The organism is Planococcus koreensis (assembly GCF_004761975.1).
Lineage (GTDB): Bacteria > Bacillota > Bacilli > Bacillales_A > Planococcaceae > Planococcus > Planococcus koreensis.
Window position 1 is genome coordinate 1 of sequence record NZ_RQII01000020.1, and the last position, 15,196, is coordinate 15,196.

General features: G+C 49.2%; 15 protein-coding genes and 1 pseudogene. All 16 read right to left on the reverse strand.

The genetic code is table 11. From position 1 onward, the window contains the following. Positions 1-104: 104 nt before the first annotated feature. The 16 genes and pseudogenes from spo0A to aroQ all read right to left on the reverse strand — a co-directional run bounded on the left by spo0A (position 105) and on the right by aroQ (position 15,101). The gene (spo0A, locus tag EGV91_RS04780; protein WP_135501200.1) at positions 105-863 is read right to left on the reverse strand and encodes a sporulation transcription factor Spo0A; all 759 of its coding nucleotides are present in this window, start codon (positions 861-863) and stop codon (positions 105-107) included. A gap of 34 nt (positions 864-897) precedes the next feature. Continuing rightward, positions 898-2,594: pseudogene (gene recN, locus EGV91_RS04785) on the reverse strand (DNA repair protein RecN). 15 nt (positions 2,595-2,609) lie between these two features. Next, on the reverse strand, positions 2,610-3,059 hold the full coding sequence (gene ahrC / locus EGV91_RS04790) for a transcriptional regulator AhrC/ArgR (protein ID WP_135501202.1): 450 nt from the start codon (positions 3,057-3,059) through the stop codon (positions 2,610-2,612). A gap of 292 nt (positions 3,060-3,351) precedes the next feature. After that, complete coding sequence (locus EGV91_RS04795; RefSeq protein ID WP_135501205.1) at positions 3,352-4,173, reverse strand: TlyA family RNA methyltransferase; 822 nt, start codon at positions 4,171-4,173, stop codon at positions 3,352-3,354. Beyond that, a complete protein-coding gene (dxs, locus tag EGV91_RS04800; RefSeq protein WP_135501295.1) occupies positions 4,170-6,071 on the reverse strand; it encodes a 1-deoxy-D-xylulose-5-phosphate synthase in 1,902 nt (633 codons plus the stop codon). The genes EGV91_RS04795 and dxs overlap by 4 nt, the downstream gene beginning before the upstream one ends. A gap of 93 nt (positions 6,072-6,164) precedes the next feature. Continuing rightward, positions 6,165-7,043 (reverse strand): polyprenyl synthetase family protein, encoded by an 879-nt coding sequence (locus EGV91_RS04805; RefSeq protein WP_135501207.1) that lies wholly within the window; start codon positions 7,041-7,043, stop codon positions 6,165-6,167. Next, positions 7,040-7,273 carry an exodeoxyribonuclease VII small subunit gene (gene xseB / locus EGV91_RS04810; RefSeq protein WP_135501209.1) on the reverse strand — a complete coding sequence of 78 codons (234 nt, stop codon included), beginning with the start codon at positions 7,271-7,273 and terminating at the stop codon, positions 7,040-7,042. Before xseB ends, EGV91_RS04805 begins: the two co-directional genes overlap by 4 nt. After that, on the reverse strand, positions 7,266-8,627 hold the full coding sequence (gene xseA / locus EGV91_RS04815) for an exodeoxyribonuclease VII large subunit (protein ID WP_135501211.1): 1,362 nt from the start codon (positions 8,625-8,627) through the stop codon (positions 7,266-7,268). The genes xseB and xseA overlap by 8 nt, the downstream gene beginning before the upstream one ends. Before the next feature lie 78 nt (positions 8,628-8,705). Continuing rightward, a complete protein-coding gene (folD, locus tag EGV91_RS04820) occupies positions 8,706-9,572 on the reverse strand; it encodes a bifunctional methylenetetrahydrofolate dehydrogenase/methenyltetrahydrofolate cyclohydrolase FolD (RefSeq protein ID WP_135501213.1) in 867 nt (288 codons plus the stop codon). Between the two features lie 15 nt (positions 9,573-9,587). Next, positions 9,588-9,983 (reverse strand): transcription antitermination factor NusB, encoded by a 396-nt coding sequence (gene nusB / locus EGV91_RS04825; protein ID WP_135501215.1) that lies wholly within the window; start codon positions 9,981-9,983, stop codon positions 9,588-9,590. Between the two features lie 620 nt (positions 9,984-10,603). After that, positions 10,604-11,008: an Asp23/Gls24 family envelope stress response protein gene (locus tag EGV91_RS04830; RefSeq protein WP_135501217.1), complete on the reverse strand. Its 405-nt coding sequence runs from the start codon at positions 11,006-11,008 to the stop codon at positions 10,604-10,606. A gap of 15 nt (positions 11,009-11,023) precedes the next feature. Continuing rightward, positions 11,024-12,373 (reverse strand): acetyl-CoA carboxylase biotin carboxylase subunit, encoded by a 1,350-nt coding sequence (gene accC / locus EGV91_RS04835; protein WP_135501219.1) that lies wholly within the window; start codon positions 12,371-12,373, stop codon positions 11,024-11,026. Between the two features lie 13 nt (positions 12,374-12,386). Further along, entirely contained in the window at positions 12,387-12,890 is a 504-nt protein-coding gene (gene accB / locus EGV91_RS04840) for an acetyl-CoA carboxylase biotin carboxyl carrier protein (RefSeq protein ID WP_135501221.1), read from the reverse strand. A gap of 128 nt (positions 12,891-13,018) precedes the next feature. Beyond that, on the reverse strand, positions 13,019-13,579 hold the full coding sequence (gene efp / locus EGV91_RS04845; protein ID WP_135501223.1) for an elongation factor P: 561 nt from the start codon (positions 13,577-13,579) through the stop codon (positions 13,019-13,021). Beyond that, the gene (locus EGV91_RS04850) at positions 13,576-14,664 is read right to left on the reverse strand and encodes a M24 family metallopeptidase (protein ID WP_221300939.1); all 1,089 of its coding nucleotides are present in this window, start codon (positions 14,662-14,664) and stop codon (positions 13,576-13,578) included. The genes efp and EGV91_RS04850 overlap by 4 nt, the downstream gene beginning before the upstream one ends. Then, positions 14,661-15,101 carry a type II 3-dehydroquinate dehydratase gene (gene aroQ, locus EGV91_RS04855; protein WP_135501227.1) on the reverse strand — a complete coding sequence of 147 codons (441 nt, stop codon included), beginning with the start codon at positions 15,099-15,101 and terminating at the stop codon, positions 14,661-14,663. The genes EGV91_RS04850 and aroQ overlap by 4 nt, the downstream gene beginning before the upstream one ends. Between the last annotated feature and the right edge of the window lie 95 nt (positions 15,102-15,196).

The window sequence follows — 15,196 nt, forward strand, 5'->3', positions numbered from 1 at the left end:
GGGTTGAATTGTTTGAACACCCCAACATTTAGTGTAGAACCAGAAAAAAAGCCGCTTGCAGCACCGGGATGGGCATGCAAAGCGGCGTGGTCGGCAGTGCGGGATTACTTCCCTTGCCCATTTTTAGTACTGTTGACAATCATCGCGATAAATTTCGAATTGGTCGGCTTTTCTTTCAGCAACTCTTCGCTGTATCCGAATATAGCAGATATGTGCCGCGTATCGTCTCTGTTCCATACCAGTTCGATGGCGTGTCGAATGGATCTTTCAACACGCGTCGGCGTTGAGTCCATCCGTTCTGCGACATTTGGATAAAGTTCCTTTGTCACTTTATTGAGCAATGCGGGATTATCCATCACTTGGGAAATCGCTTCTTTCAAATAATGGTAGCCTTGGATATGGGGCGGAATCCCGATATCTTTCATCAAAGCAATAATTTCTTCGTTCTTCAACGCCGCCGTTTTTTTCGGATTTTCCGGCAGCGGCCGGCTTTGCATAATGTGGTTGATCTGGATTGCCAGCCGTTCGGCTTCGAAAGGCTTCATGATGAAATAGGAAGCTCCGTTTTGGGCTGCCTGCGACATGATCGATTCCTGGCCGAAAGCTGACAACATGATGACTTCAATATTGCGCAAACCTTCATCTTCTTTGATGGCGTCGAGAACCGCGATGCCATCCAAATAGGGCATGATGATGTCCAGCACCAGAACATCGATTTCATGCTGGCCCAGCATTTCAATGCACGTCTTGCCGTTATAGGCGACAGCGACTACTTCCATATTTGGTTGGCTGCTCAAATAATCGCTCATTAGTTTGACTAAGTCGCTATTATCATCCGCGATTGCAATTTTTATCGTTTCCATCAACTAACTCCTCCTGCTAGGTGCTTCTGCACTTCTATCGCAACGAAAGTTTTCTATCTTTTGCAAGGGTCAGCAATTCCTCGGCATGCTGCAGCGTCAAATCAGTGATTTCCGCACCAGACAGCATCCGGCTCATTTCTTCGGTACGTTCCTGGCCGTCCAATTCGTGGACTGCCGTTGTCGTACGCTGCTTCCCAACTTTCTTTTCTATAAAGAGGTGCTGATCCGCCATCGCTGCAACCTGCGGCAAATGGGAAATGCACAGAACTTGCGAATGGACGGAAATCGCCGCAATCTTCTCGGCTATCGCTTGGGCGACACGGCCGCTGACGCCCGTATCCACTTCATCGAATATAATCGAAGTGATGCCTTGGTGTTTCGAGAAAATCGTCTTCAATGCCAGCATCATCCGTGACAATTCGCCGCCTGAAGCAACTTTCGTCAGCGGCTTCAGCGGCTCGCCAAGATTGGTGGAAATATAGAACGAAATGACATCTCCGCCGTTGCGGTCAAATCGGCCGTTCGGCAATGCACTGAAATTGACTTCAAAAGAAGCTTTGCCCATGTGCAGTTCACGCAATTGCTCCATGATTGCCTTGCCCAGTTTGCTTGCTGCTTTTTTCCGCAGAATGGTCAATTCTTCTGCGTCGACGCGCAAGTCTTCGGTCAATTCCTTCAACTTCGCTTGATCGAGCTGATAACGCTGGTCACGGTTGACGAGTTTGTCCAATTCATCCGCTTGCTGTTCGTGGTAAATGAGAATATCTTCAACAGAAGCGCCGTATTTGCGCTTCAGCGATTGGATCAACGCCAGGCGTTGTTCGATTTCGTTCAATCGGCTCGGGTCGAATTCCATATCGTCAATCAACCGCTTGATTTCAGAAGAGACGTCCTGCAGCTGATAAAACGCACTTGACACCAGTTCGGAATGGCTGCCGAATTGTTCATCGACAGACGCGGCGTGTTCGAGTTCCGACATCGCGGAACCGACCCAGTCAAGCCCTTTTGATTCACCTTGGATGGCTTCATGGGCTGCAGACACCGATTCGTAGATCTTGGTGAAATTCTGCAGCTTTTTCCGTTCCTGCAATAAATCCTCTTCTTCTCCCGCGATCAATTCCGCCGCTTCGATCTCCCGCAATTGGAACGTCAGCAAGTCGATGCGCTGGGCAATTTGCTGTTCGTTTTCATTATAAGACGCAAATTCCCTTTTCAGCTTCATGTATTTGTCGTAGGTGTGCGAATAGCTTTCTTTCGCCTTGCCCAAAGAATTCCCGGCGAACTGATCCAAGAGATGCAGATGCTGTTTCTCATCCATCAACTCTTGTGTTTCATGCTGGCCGTGGATGTCGATCAGCGCTCCGCCAATTTCCCGCAGAATCGAAATCGTCACCAATTTCCCGTTGACGCGGCAGACGTTTTTGCCTTTATCGTTCAGTTCGCGGCGCAGCAAAATCTCGCCATCTGTCGGCTCCATGCCGAAATCCGCTAATTTAGCGAATACCGGATGCTTGGCATCTTCTATCGAGAAAAGGCCTTCAATTTCAGCTTTCTTCGCGCCATGGCGGATAAATTCCTGGCTTCCGCGGCCACCTGCAAGCAAATGCACGGCATCTATGATAATCGACTTTCCGGCGCCGTTTCCCCAGTCAACACGGTCAGCCCTTCTGTAAAACTAACTGTCAGCGCTTCGATGATTGCAAAATTGCGTATATCCAATTCACGCAGCATATGTCCACCTCTTTTTTAAAGCATCTCAATCAAACGTTGTCTCAATACTTCACGCTGGTCTGTATCGCGGCAGATGATGAGACAAGTATCATCTCCACAGATCGTGCCAAGAATTTCCTCCCAGTCCAAATGGTCGATCAATGAACCGATTGCATGGGCGTTGCCCGGCAAGGTCTTCATGATCAAGAAATGGCTGGCGCCGTCAATGCTGACGAACGCATCCGTTAAAGCACGGTGCAATTTCTGCATAGGATTGAAGCGCTGGTCAGCCGGCAGGCTGTATTTATAACGGCCGTCCTGAAGCGGCACTTTTACTAAATGCAATTCCTTGATGTCTCTTGAAACAGTCGCTTGCGTTACTTCGTAGCCCGCTGACTTCAACAGGTCCACCAGTTCATCCTGTGTTTCGATTTCACGGTTTGAAATGAGATCACGGATTTTAATATGTCTTTGCCCTTTGTTCAATTGAAGTCCTCCTAAGGATGAATAATTATTCCATATACCTTATATCGTACCTTTATTCAGCCTGAAAAACAAGTGAACAAGAAAACAAGGGTTTTCAGGTCATTTCCGGTAGTTGAGAAAGTTAAAAAGAATAATTATGAGAGCCGATATTCCGCGGGAGCCGCTCTTTTTTGCTCCATATCCCGGATCTATATAACAGTAGATATTGCATTCTTTATTTCTTTAACAAAAGAACTGAAGAGAAGTAAAAAAGGACTGCCGAGAATTTCTCGACAGCCCTTTTGGAATGTACTTACAGTGTTTCATGGGCCAATTTGACAAGGTTCGCTATTGCGTCATCGGACATCGGAGCGATTTCACTGCCCTCTGCCGCCGATTGCAGGTGGAACAAGAATTCAATATTCCCTTCGCCTCCGGTAATCGGTGAGAAAGACATATTCTTCACATGGAATCCCGATTGGATCGCGAAATTGCCGACTTTCGCCAGCACGTCGCGATGCGTTTTCGGTTCCCGCACGATACCTTTTTTGCCGACAGCTTCGCGCCCTGCCTCAAATTGCGGCTTGACGAGAGCAATCACATCGCCGCCTGGCACAAGAATTTGTTTCAGTACCGGCAAAATGATGCGCAATGAGATGAAGCTGACGTCGATTGTCGCAAACTCCGGCAAACCTTCTGTAAAATCTTCCGGCTTTGAATGCCGGAAATTGGTTTTTTCCATAACGGTAACCCGTTCATCCTGCCTGATCTTCCAGGCCAGCTGGTTCGAGCCGACGTCCAAGGCGTAGCAATGCTTCGCGCCGTTTTGAAGGGCGCAATCCGTAAATCCGCCGGTCGATGAACCGATGTCGAGCATCAATTTGCCTTCGACCGATAAATCGAATTCGGCGAGCGCTTTTTCAAGCTTCAGCCCACCGCGGCTGACGTATTTCAAGTCATTGCCTTTCATGCGCAATGGTGCGTCTTCAGCGATTTTCTCGCCCGGTTTTTCCATGCGTTCTTCATTGGAAAATATAATGCCGGCCATAATGGCTCTTTTCGCTTTTTCACGCGTTTCACAGATGCCCCGCTCAACGAGCAGGACGTCTACACGCTCTTTTTTCGGTTTGTTCATAGGACGTTCGATTCCGCCTTTTGCACAGCTGTCAATTTTTTCGCAATGCGCACCACTTCGTCGCTGTTCAAATGGATTTCGTCCATCAACTCGGCGACATCGCCGTGCTCAATAAATTGATCCGGAATGCCGAGGCGGTGGATTACCGCGCCGTAATATTCGTTTTCTTCCGCAAATTCAAGAACCCCACTGCCGAAGCCGCCTTGCAGCACTGCTTCTTCCAGCGTGATGATCGGAATCTTGCGTCCGAAAATCGAATGCAGAATCGCTTCGTCCATCGGTTTGATGAAGCGTGCATTGACGACTTCCAGCTGGATTCCTTGCTCGCGCAATTGTTCAGCCGCATGAAGCGCCATGGGTATTGTTGTACCGAATGTCAGGATGACCGCATCGACGCCCTTTTCCAATACTTCCCATGAGCCGATTGGCAAGCTTTTCAGTTCGCTGTCCATCGGTACGCCCAGTCCATTGCCGCGCGGATAGCGCAAAGCAATCGGTCCGCCGTTGTATTCGATCGCGGTTTGGACCATGTGCTGGCCTTCGTTTTCGTCTTTCGGCATCATGACGACCATGTTCGGCAGATTCCGCAGGAATGCGACATCGAATACACCTTGATGTGTTTCGCCGTCTGCTCCGACAAGGCCTGCCCGGTCAATGCCGATAAAAACGTTCAAGTTCTGGCGGCAAACATCGTGCACCACTTGGTCGTAAGCGCGCTGCAGGAAGGTCGAATAAATCGCCAAGAACGGTTTCATGTCTACTGCAGCCAGACCAGCCGCCATCGTCATCGCATGCTGTTCAGCAATGCCGACGTCATAGAAGCGGTCTGGAAATTCAGAAGCGAAACCGACAAGCTTCGAGCCAACCGGCATTGCCGGCGTAATGGCGACGATGCGCTCATCTTCACGCGCCAGTTTGCGCACAGTTTCCGCAATCAAGCCGCTCCATGAAGGCGCTTTGGATGAAGATGCAACCAAGTCGCCAGTTTCCATTTTATAAGGGCCAGTTCCGTGCCACGTCCCGACAACATCGTTTTCAGCGGGCAGGAAGCCTTTGCCTTTTTTCGTGATGACATGAAGCAAGACAGGTCCCTTGGTTTTCTTGGCGTATTTCAGGTTTTCTTCAAGTTCTTCAAGGTCATGCCCGTCGATAGGCCCCAGGTACGTAAAGCCTAGCTCTTCAAAGAACATGCCGGAAACAACCAAATATTTCAAGCTGTCTTTGACGCGCTCTGCTGTAGAAGCGAGTTTTCCGCCAACCGCAGGAATTTTTTTCATCAAGTATTCCAAATCATCTTTGACTTTATTGTATTTGCCCGCTGTCCGCATTCTGCCAAGCACGCTGTGCATGGCGCCGACGTTCGGTGCAATCGACATTTCGTTGTCATTGAGGATGACGATCATATCGGTTTTTTCGTGCCCGATGTGGTTCAATGCCTCAAACGCCATTCCGCCGGTCAATGCGCCGTCTCCGATGATCGGGATTACGTGGTTGCCGGTTTTCTGGATATCGCGTGCTGCCGCCATGCCCATTGCCGCAGACAATGAAGTCGAGCTATGGCCCGTTTCCCAGACATCGTGTTCGCTTTCGATGCGTTTCGGGAATCCGCATAGGCCTTTGAATTGGCGCAGCGTATCAAACTGGCTGGCACGACCCGTCAGGATTTTGTGGACGTATGACTGATGTCCAACGTCCCAAATCAATTTATCGGAAGGGCTGTCAAACACTTTATGCAGCGCGAGCGTCAATTCGACGACGCCCAAATTGGGGCCGATATGGCCTCCGGTTCTTGATAAGTTTTCAATTAGGAATTTCCGGATATCTTCACTTAATTCAACGAGCTGATCATTGTTCAGCCCTTTTAAGAAAGATGGACTGGTAATCGTATGCAGATCCATTGCCATCACACACCTTCTATATAATTTTACCTTAGAGTAATCTGTCTTTATTATAACAATGTGAAGCCATAGTACAAATCAGAGTGTATGAGTTCAGCTTTTTCTTTTTACGATCAATGCTGTGAGTTCTTCGAGAAGCGACGTTTTTCCACCCAAAACCGAGACGGCTTGCAAAGCTTCGTTGGCGTGAAAATCCAGTTTTTCTTTCGCTTTTGGCAGCGTTAACAAGCCTGGATACGTGCTTTTTGCACTCGATTCATCCTTGCCTGCTGTCTTGCCAAGCTCTTGTGACGTTCCTGTGACATCCAAAATATCATCTTGGATTTGGAACGCCAGGCCGATGTGTTCGCCGAATTTGACAAGCGCCACCATTTCTTCCGGCTGGGCGTTGCCGAGTATCGCACCGGCAAGAATGCTGTAGGTCAGCAAAGCGCCTGTTTTCAAACGATGCACTTGTTCGAGTTCTTCAAGCGACAGTTTTTTCTCTTCGCCTTCAATGTCGAGTACTTGGCCGCCAACCATGCCTTCTGCGCCAGCCGCGACACTCAGCAAATCGATGAGGCGCACTTTGTCATCGCTCGATACATGGTTCAAGCGGGCCAACACGCCGAAGCTATAAGTGAGCAACGCGTCGCCGGCAAGAATCGCCACAGCTTCACCGAACACTTTATGGTTCGTCGGCATACCGCGGCGCAAATCATCGTTGTCCATGCTTGGCAGATCGTCATGGATCAACGAATAGGTATGGATCATTTCAATCGATGCCGCCACTTTCAATGCATCCGGATGGTCTTGACCCAATTCGTGCAATACGGCCAGCAGCAGGATTGGGCGGATGCGTTTGCCTCCCGCCTGCAGCGAATAATGCATCGATTCCTTCAATGACGCCGGAATGGACAGCATCTGGATTTGTTCGGCAAGTTCCTGTTGGATCAACGGTTCGTAATGGGCTCTGAATTCGCTTAAGTTCATTTGGCAGAACCGTCCTCAAGATTTACTGGCACTTCTTTGCCTTCTTGCATCATCGTCACCAATTGCTTCTCGGCATTCTGCAGTTTGTCGTGGCAGACTTTCGATAATTCCATGCCTTTTTGGTATAAAGTGAGCGCTTCCTCGAGCGGCACATCACCTTGCTCTAATTGACGAACAATTTCTTCCAATTGTTCCATTGCCTGATTGAACATGATTTCTTTTTCAGCCATCTTGTCGCTCTCCTTCACTTGTTAAGATTCGTTCGCTTACAGTCGTTTTCAAAACGCCGTCTTTCATGGAAATGCTTAAGCGATCGCCGGCTTCTACTTGCTCGACGCTTTTTATGACTTTGTCGTCTTTATAGGTGATGGAATAGCCGCGGTCCATGATTTTCAATGGGCTGAGTGCATCCAATGTCCGCATGGCTGAAGTTAATTGCTGGGTATTGTCCCGCACAGCCAGCGCGGCCAGCTGGTCAATCCTCTTTTTCAGTGCATCCAGCTCCAATGCAGATTGGCGGATTCGGCTTTCCGGAGTTCGCGTTGCCAGTTGTTTGTCCAAATTCTTGTAGCGTTCACGCGCATAATTGAATTGCTGGAACGTTTCCCGGCGCAACGACTCGGTCGCCCGTTCCACCCGTTCAATAAACGGACGGTACAAGCGGTCCGGATAAGCGAGTGGAAACGATGTCGTGAGACGCTCCAATGATGCCTTTTCACGCGCTATGGCGTTTGCGGTCGTTCGGTACATGCCGCTGCGGTAATTAAGCAGCCGGTCCAGAAGCTCTGCCTTGCTCGGCACTGCGAGCTCAGCTGCGGCCGTCGGTGTCGGTGCCCGCAAGTCCGATACGAAATCGGCAATTGTCGTGTCCGTTTCATGTCCGATGGCACTGATAATCGGAATGCGCGATTGATAAATGGCACGCGCAACGGCTTCTTCATTGAAAGACCATAAGTCTTCAATTGACCCGCCGCCGCGACCGACGATTAGCACGTCATAGTCCTTTTGATTCGCCGCTTGGATGGATTGCACAATCGACTGGGTCGCCTGTGCGCCTTGTACCAATGTGGGATAAATGACAACGTGTGCGAGGGGATAGCGCCGGTTCAGCGTGATGCAAATATCGCGGACAGCTGCCCCGGTCGGCGCGGTGACCACTGCGATGCGTTTTGGAAAACGTGGAAATGCCTTTTTATGTGCAGCATTGAACAGCCCTTCTTTGGCAAGCTTTTCTTTCAGCTGTTCAAATGCCAGGTAATAATCGCCGATGCCGTCAGACTGCATCGATTGTGTATACAGCTGGTACTGGCCGGATGCCTCGTATACATTGACGTCACCTCGGATCAGCACGGTCATGCCGCTTTCCGGCTTGAACTTCACCGCTTTGGCGTTTGCGGAGAACATGACTGCCGGCAGCCGCGACGCATCATCTTTCAACGTAAAGTAGATGTGGCCGCTGGTATGGATTTTAACGTTGGATAATTCCCCTTTTACGTAGACGTCACGCAAATGAGGATCCACATCAAATTTCTTTTTTATGTATTTGGTTAATGCTTTTACGGATAAATACGGGTCGGCCGCCAAAATTTCAACCCCAATCTTAGAAATTAAAAAGCTGTCTTTCTTTCGAAAAACAGCTCATTTTTATTCATTTTACATGGTTTAGGCGTTTTTGTCTTTCTGCAGCCCATTTTCAGCAGAGTGGAGCGTATTTTCCATCAGCATCGCGATGGTCATCGGCCCCACGCCGCCTGGCACTGGCGTAAGATAGCCCGCAGTTTCCTGCACTGCAGCAAAATCGACATCGCCACAAAGTTTGCCGTTTTCATCGCGGTTCATGCCGACATCGATAACGGCAGCACCCGGTTTGACGTGGTCGGCGCCGATGAATTTGGCGCGTCCGATTGCGGCGATCAAAATGTCCGCTTGTCTCGTATATGACGCTAAATCTTGGGTTTTTGAATGGCAAAACGTCACGGTCGCATCTTTTTGCAGCAGCAGCTGGCCCACCGGTTTCCCGACGATATTGCTGCGGCCGACGACGACGGCGTGCTTGCCGGCAGGATCGATGCCGTAATGTTCAAGAAGTTTCATGATGCCATGCGGCGTGCACGGCAGGAACGCTTCTTTGCCGATCACCATATTGCCGACAGAAATCGGATGGAAGCCATCGACATCTTTGGACGGGTCGATCGCCAAAATCACTTTGAATTCGTCGATATGTTCCGGCAGCGGCAATTGCACGAGGATGCCGTGGATTTCAGGATCATTGTTCAATTCCTCTATTTTCGCCAGCAACTCTTCTTCGCTCAAATCCTCGGGGTATTGATGGAGATCCGAACGCATACCGAGCGCTTCACACGTTTTTTTCTTGTTTTTGACATATGTAAGCGAAGCGGAGTTTTCCCCGACCAGCACAACGGCCAGTCCAGGCGCAACCCCTTGTTCCTTCAAAGATTTCACACGCTCTTCCACTTGCTCTTTAATTTTCTGGCTTACTGCTTTTCCGTCGATAGTAATCGCCGTCACAAAAACCCCTCCAATTTAGTTTGCTAGTTCGTCAGTAAATTTCGACAGCACGCCATTTACAAAGCGGCTGGATTTATCGTCTCCGAAAGTTTTGCTCAGCTCGATCGCTTCGTTCATCACGACGCTTGCCGGTGCATCTTCCATGAAAGCAAGCTCGAACACTGCCATGCGCAGAATCGTCCGCTCCACTTTCGGAAGGCGTTCAAGCGACCAGTTTTCAAGATGCCCTTTCAGCTTTTCATCGATCGCTGCCATATTCGCATGCGTACCTTCGACCAATAGCTCGTAAAAATTATCTTTCTCCACGGCCTCACCCATCACATGCTCACTAGCTTCACTGATTGTCAGCTCCGTGCCATCGATTTGGAATAAAGTCTGGAGCGCCTTTTCTCGTGCCTCATGTCGTTTCATATAATTTCCGGTCCCCTTTTCACACTAATTACCCCTCATTATACAGCTAATCCTTTTGAAGTTCCAAGTTTGAAATGTTCTGACAACCCATGTCCCGTCTGGCAGACGGGACATGGGTTTGCTTCGAAGCTAGCGCAGCGATGCAGAGACAGGGAGATAAGCAATAGTTATATCATAGATAAGTCTAACTAAAGAAGTAATCTTTTGAACGCCGCTTCGGCTGCTTTGGGCATGGCTCTCGCCATGAGCCGAGAAAAGCACTCGTCTCATAGCTTCGCCGAGCCCTTTAACGCACCTTCGCTAAATAGCTCTTTGAAAAATAAAGAGCTTACTGGGTTCTGCTATTTTGTAGATACGGAGCAAAACTGCCGAGAAAACCGTACTGCTCCTGCAGCGCTGTGCGCTTCGTCGCAAAGAATTACCCTCGTAAGACTCGGGTAATTCTTGCCTGCGGGATAGCGAGACAGCCGAGACCCCGGAAGCACGCGTTAGCAGGCTGAGGAGGCTTGGCGCTCGCCCGCGGCAAGCGAGGCAGTTTTGCGAAGTATTGACCCCTATATTGATTTTCAAAAACAAAAGCCGCCCAATAAGCCCGGGTTCCGGACTTATCGGGCAGCTCCTTAATGCTGCTCGTCTGTATGCGGCGTTTCAAATTGCACGCCGGTAATGTGGACGTTGACTTCCTGCGTCTGCAAGCTGGTCATATTCTCAAGCGTCGAACGTACATGTTCCTGGACTTTCTGCGCCGTTTTCGGAATAGACACGCCATAATTCACGACGCAATACACATCAATCATCAATCCGCCTTCTGACAACTCGGATTTGACGCCTTTGCCATGGACTTTTTTGCCCAAGCGCTCAACGACGCCTGAAGCAAAATTGCCGCGCATGCTGGCGATTCCTTCGATATCGGATACCGCAATGCTGGCGATGATCTCCAATACTTCTGGTGCCACTTCGATGCTGCCTAAATCTTGTGCGCCATGTGATTTCATGCGCAAATACGGTGCTGCTTTTTCAGCCATATGGCAACTCTCCTTTTAGGACTCTAAAACATCATATTTTTCGAGGAATTTCGTGTTGAAATCCCCGGATTTGAATACTTCGTGATCCATCAATTTCAAATGGAACGGAATCGTCGTATGGACGCCTTCGATTGCAAACTCGCTCAATGCGCGTTTCATCTTGGCGATTGCTTCTTCGCGCGTATCAGCGAATGTGATCAGCTTCGCAACCATCGAATCGTAATACGGAGGTATCGTATAGCCAGGGTACATTGCCGAGTCGACGCGTACGCCAAGGCCGCCTGGAGCTAAGTACATCGACACTTTTCCTGCAGACGGCATAAAGTTCTTCGCCGGGTTTTCTGCGTTGATGCGGCATTCGATTGCCCATCCTTTAAACGTCACATCTTCTTGCGTATACGCCAAAGTTTCGCCTGAAGCGACTTTCAGCTGCTGCTGGATCAAGTCGATGCCGGTAATCATTTCTGTGACCGGATGCTCCACCTGGATGCGCGTATTCATTTCCATGAAATAGAATTTCTGGTTGACGGCGTCGAAAATGAATTCGACTGTACCGGCACCGCGGTAATTGACGGCTAGAGCCGCTTTCACCGCGGCTTCGCCCATTTCAGCACGCAATTCCGGGCTGAGTGCAGGAGACGGCGCTTCCTCGACCAATTTTTGCATGCGGCGTTGGATGGAACAATCGCGTTCTCCCAAATGGATGGCGTTGCCGTGCGAATCCGCCATCACCTGGATTTCCACGTGGCGGAAATCTTCGATGAATTTCTCGATATATACACCGGGATTGCCAAACGCAGCGGCTGCTTCTTTTTGGGTCATGCGAAGGCCAGTGATAAAATCTTCACGGTTGCGGGCGACGCGGATTCCTTTGCCCCCGCCTCCTGCAGTCGCTTTGATGATGACCGGAAATCCGAGTTCTTCCGCGATTTCCAAGCCTTCTTTTTCACTGCCGACAATGCCTGTGGAACCTGGGACGACAGGGACGCCTGCCAGCCTCATTGTTTCACGCGCGACATCTTTTGTGCCCATTTTTGAAATGGCTTCAGAAGTCGGTCCGATGAACATGATATCGCATGCTTCGCAAAGTTCTGCAAAACTGGCATTTTCTGCAAGGAAACCATATCCTGGGTGGATGCCGTCGCAATTCGTCAGTTTCGCTACGGAAATGATGTTAGAAAAGTTCAAGTAACTGTCTTTCGACGCTTTCGGTCCGATGCAATACGCTTCGTCTGCAAGCTCGACGTGAAGCGCTTCCTTATCGGCTTCCGAATAGACTGCAACTGTCGCAATATCCATTTCTTTGCAGGCACGGATAATGCGCACAGCAATTTCACCGCGGTTGGCAATTAATACTTTTTTCATAGGGTTCCCCTCCTCAGTTCGCTTTTACGAGGAATAGAGGTTGGCCGTATTCAACCAACTGGCCGTCTTGAACCAGGATTTCCGTAATTTCCCCATCCACTTCCGCTTCGATTTCATTGAACAGCTTCATCGCTTCTACGATGCAGACCACTTGGTCAGCGGATACTTTTGAGCCCACTTGAACATAAGCTTCATCTTCCGGCGATGGAGACTTATAGAATGTCCCGACCATCGGAGACAGGATTTTATGGAAGTCGCCATTGTTTTCTGCTGCCAATTCAGGTGTTTCTTCAGAAATCAATTCTTCCGCTTTTGCTGCAGGTGCCGGGTTTGCAGCCGGTGCCGGTGCACTCGCTTCTGCTTTAGGTGCTGCAGGTGCAGATTGTGTTGCTGGGGCTTGTACAGCTCCGCCATTTTTCTTCAATTTCACTTTGACGCCTTCAGATTCATATGTGAATTCGTCGATTGACGATCCATCCACCAACTTGATAATTTCGCGAATTTCTTGGATTTTCAAATGATCCTACTCCCCTTTTATGTATATTTGTTGCCACTATCCCATTTTAGACTTTTTCAATCTATTTTGAAATAGCCAGCTGAATATTTAAAAAAAGGCCCCTATCAGATAGAGGCCGATTGCATGGATTACTGAGCGCGTGAAACGTACGAAGCATCCGTTGTATTGATGATCAGCTTATCGCCTTCGTTGATGAAAAATGGCACTTGAACGACAAGGCCAGTCGTCAATTTAGCAGGTTTCGTACCGCCGCTTGCTGTATCCCCTTTGATGCCTGGGTCTGTTTCAGCTACTTCAAGTATTACTGTGTTCGGCAATTCTACGCCAAGCACTTCGCCTTGGAATTGAATCACTTGAACTTCCATGTTTTCTTGCAGGAATTTCAATTCGTATTCAATGTTCTTTTCTGGCAATTCGATTTGATCATAAGTTTCTGTATCCATGAATGCATGGACGTCGCCGTTTGCGTAAAGGTATTGCATTTTGTTGTTATCGATTTGCGCTTTAGCGACTTTCTCGCCAGCACGGAATGTTTTCTCTGTCACACTGCCTGTACGCAAGTTGCGCAATTTCGTGCGCACGAATGCGGCACCTTTACCTGGTTTTACGTGTTGGAATTCCATCACGCGCCAAATAGCATTATCCACTTCTATTGTGACGCCTGTTTTAAAATCGTTTACTGAGATCATTTAATTTCCTCCGTTACTTGTAAAATACGCAATTCTTTTGTGGAGTGGGTCAATCGTTCATTGCCGGACTCGGTTATAAGTATATCATCTTCTATGCGGACTCCGCCAATACCCGGCAGATAAATTCCAGGTTCGACTGTCACGGCCATGCCTGGCTCAAGGACAGTCTGCGACTTGAACGATAAGCCTGGCGCTTCATGGACTTCCAGCCCGATGCCGTGGCCGGTCGAATGGCCAAATGCTTCCCCGTAGCCTTTCGACTTGATGTGGTCGCGGGCAATCGCGTCCGCTTCGATGCCGGTCATGCCGGGTTTGATGTTCTCGAGCGCGAGCACTTGGGAATCCAGAACGATCTGGTAAACTTCTTTCATCTTGTCAGACGGCTCACCGACAGCGACTGTGCGCGTGATGTCGGAGATGTAGCCATTGTAAAGTGCGCCGAAATCCAATGTGACCATATCGCCTTCTTCGATTTTCTTATCCGATGCGACGCCGTGCGGCAATGCGGAACGGCTGCCGGATGCGACGATGATATCGAAAGATGATGACGTCGCCCCTTGCTTGCGCATGAAGAATTCCAGCTCGTTCGATACTTCAACTTCAGCCATCCCTGGCTTGATGAACGTGCAAATGTGTTCAAATGCATCATCGGCGATTTTCGCAGCCGCTTTCAACACTTCCACTTCTTCCGGTGTTTTGATCATGCGAATTTTCTCGATCAATCCGCTGGCTGGCTTCAACTCGGCTTCAAGCTTTTCTGCGTATTGCGTATAAGAAGCGAACGTCACGTAATCCTGTTCGAATGACACCGATTCAAGGCCAAGTGATTTCGAAATTTCGGCAACCTCTTCCAATAAATTCGTCTTCGCTTGCACGACTTCGAATTCTTTCACTTGGGCCGTCGCTTGTTCCGTGTAGCGGAAATCAGTGACGAAATACGCTTTTTCCTGTGTGACAAGCGCAAGGCCGGCGGAACCCGTAAATTCCGTTATGTACCGTAAATTAAATTGGCTCGTGATCAATAAAGCCTCGATGTTCTGCTCTTTCATTTCGTTGCGCAATTTTTGAAGTTTCACTTTTTTCATCCTTTCGATTGGGTTAATAGCAGCGCATGCAGCGCAAGCTTATAGACATCTTTGCCAAATCCGGTAATCTGTCCGGCGGCAACCGGCGCGATATGGGAATGTCGGCGGAATTCCTCCCGCTTGTAGACGTTTGAGATATGTACTTCGATAACAGGAATCTGGATGGACGCAATCGCGTCGCGTATCGCAACACTTGTATGGGTATATGCCCCTGCATTCAGCACAATGGCGTCCGTGCCATCGTCCGCTGCCTGATGGATCCAGTCGATAAGTTCGCCTTCATGGTTCGACTGCAGGCAAGAAAGTTCTATCCCGTTGCCCGCTGAAAAATCCATCAGCTCGGTTTCCAGCTCCTCCAGCGTAAACGTGCCGTAGGCTTCCTTTTCACGCTTGCCGAGACGGTTCAGGTTCGGCCCGTTCAAACACAATACTTTCATTGACCCCACTCCTATCCTGTCACATTCTTCATTATTTTATCACAGCAGCCTAAGAGAGCAAATCTTTCCGCTATTTGCTAAGGCAGTGTCAATGC

Coding starts and splice junctions, on each gene's coding strand:
- xseB (WP_135501209.1), bottom strand. CDS start 7,273: ATGGCTGAAAAAGAAATCATGTTCAATCAGGCAATGGAACAATTGGAA.
- spo0A (WP_135501200.1), bottom strand. CDS start 863: ATGGAAACGATAAAAATTGCAATCGCGGATGATAATAGCGACTTAGTC.
- EGV91_RS04805 (WP_135501207.1), bottom strand. CDS start 7,043: ATGAACTTAAGCGAATTCAGAGCCCATTACGAACCGTTGATCCAACAG.
- efp (WP_135501223.1), bottom strand. CDS start 13,579: ATGATCTCAGTAAACGATTTTAAAACAGGCGTCACAATAGAAGTGGAT.
- nusB (WP_135501215.1), bottom strand. CDS start 9,983: ATGAAACGACATGAGGCACGAGAAAAGGCGCTCCAGACTTTATTCCAA.
- EGV91_RS04850 (WP_221300939.1), bottom strand. CDS start 14,664: ATGAAAAAAGTGAAACTTCAAAAATTGCGCAACGAAATGAAAGAGCAG.
- EGV91_RS04830 (WP_135501217.1), bottom strand. CDS start 11,008: ATGGCTGAAAAAGCAGCACCGTATTTGCGCATGAAATCACATGGCGCA.
- EGV91_RS04795 (WP_135501205.1), bottom strand. CDS start 4,173: ATGAACAAACCGAAAAAAGAGCGTGTAGACGTCCTGCTCGTTGAGCGG.
- accC (WP_135501219.1), bottom strand. CDS start 12,373: ATGAAAAAAGTATTAATTGCCAACCGCGGTGAAATTGCTGTGCGCATT.
- aroQ (WP_135501227.1), bottom strand. CDS start 15,101: ATGAAAGTATTGTGTTTGAACGGGCCGAACCTGAACCGTCTCGGCAAG.
- dxs (WP_135501295.1), bottom strand. CDS start 6,071: ATGGATCTGCATACGATTACCAGTCCATCTTTCTTAAAAGGGCTGAAC.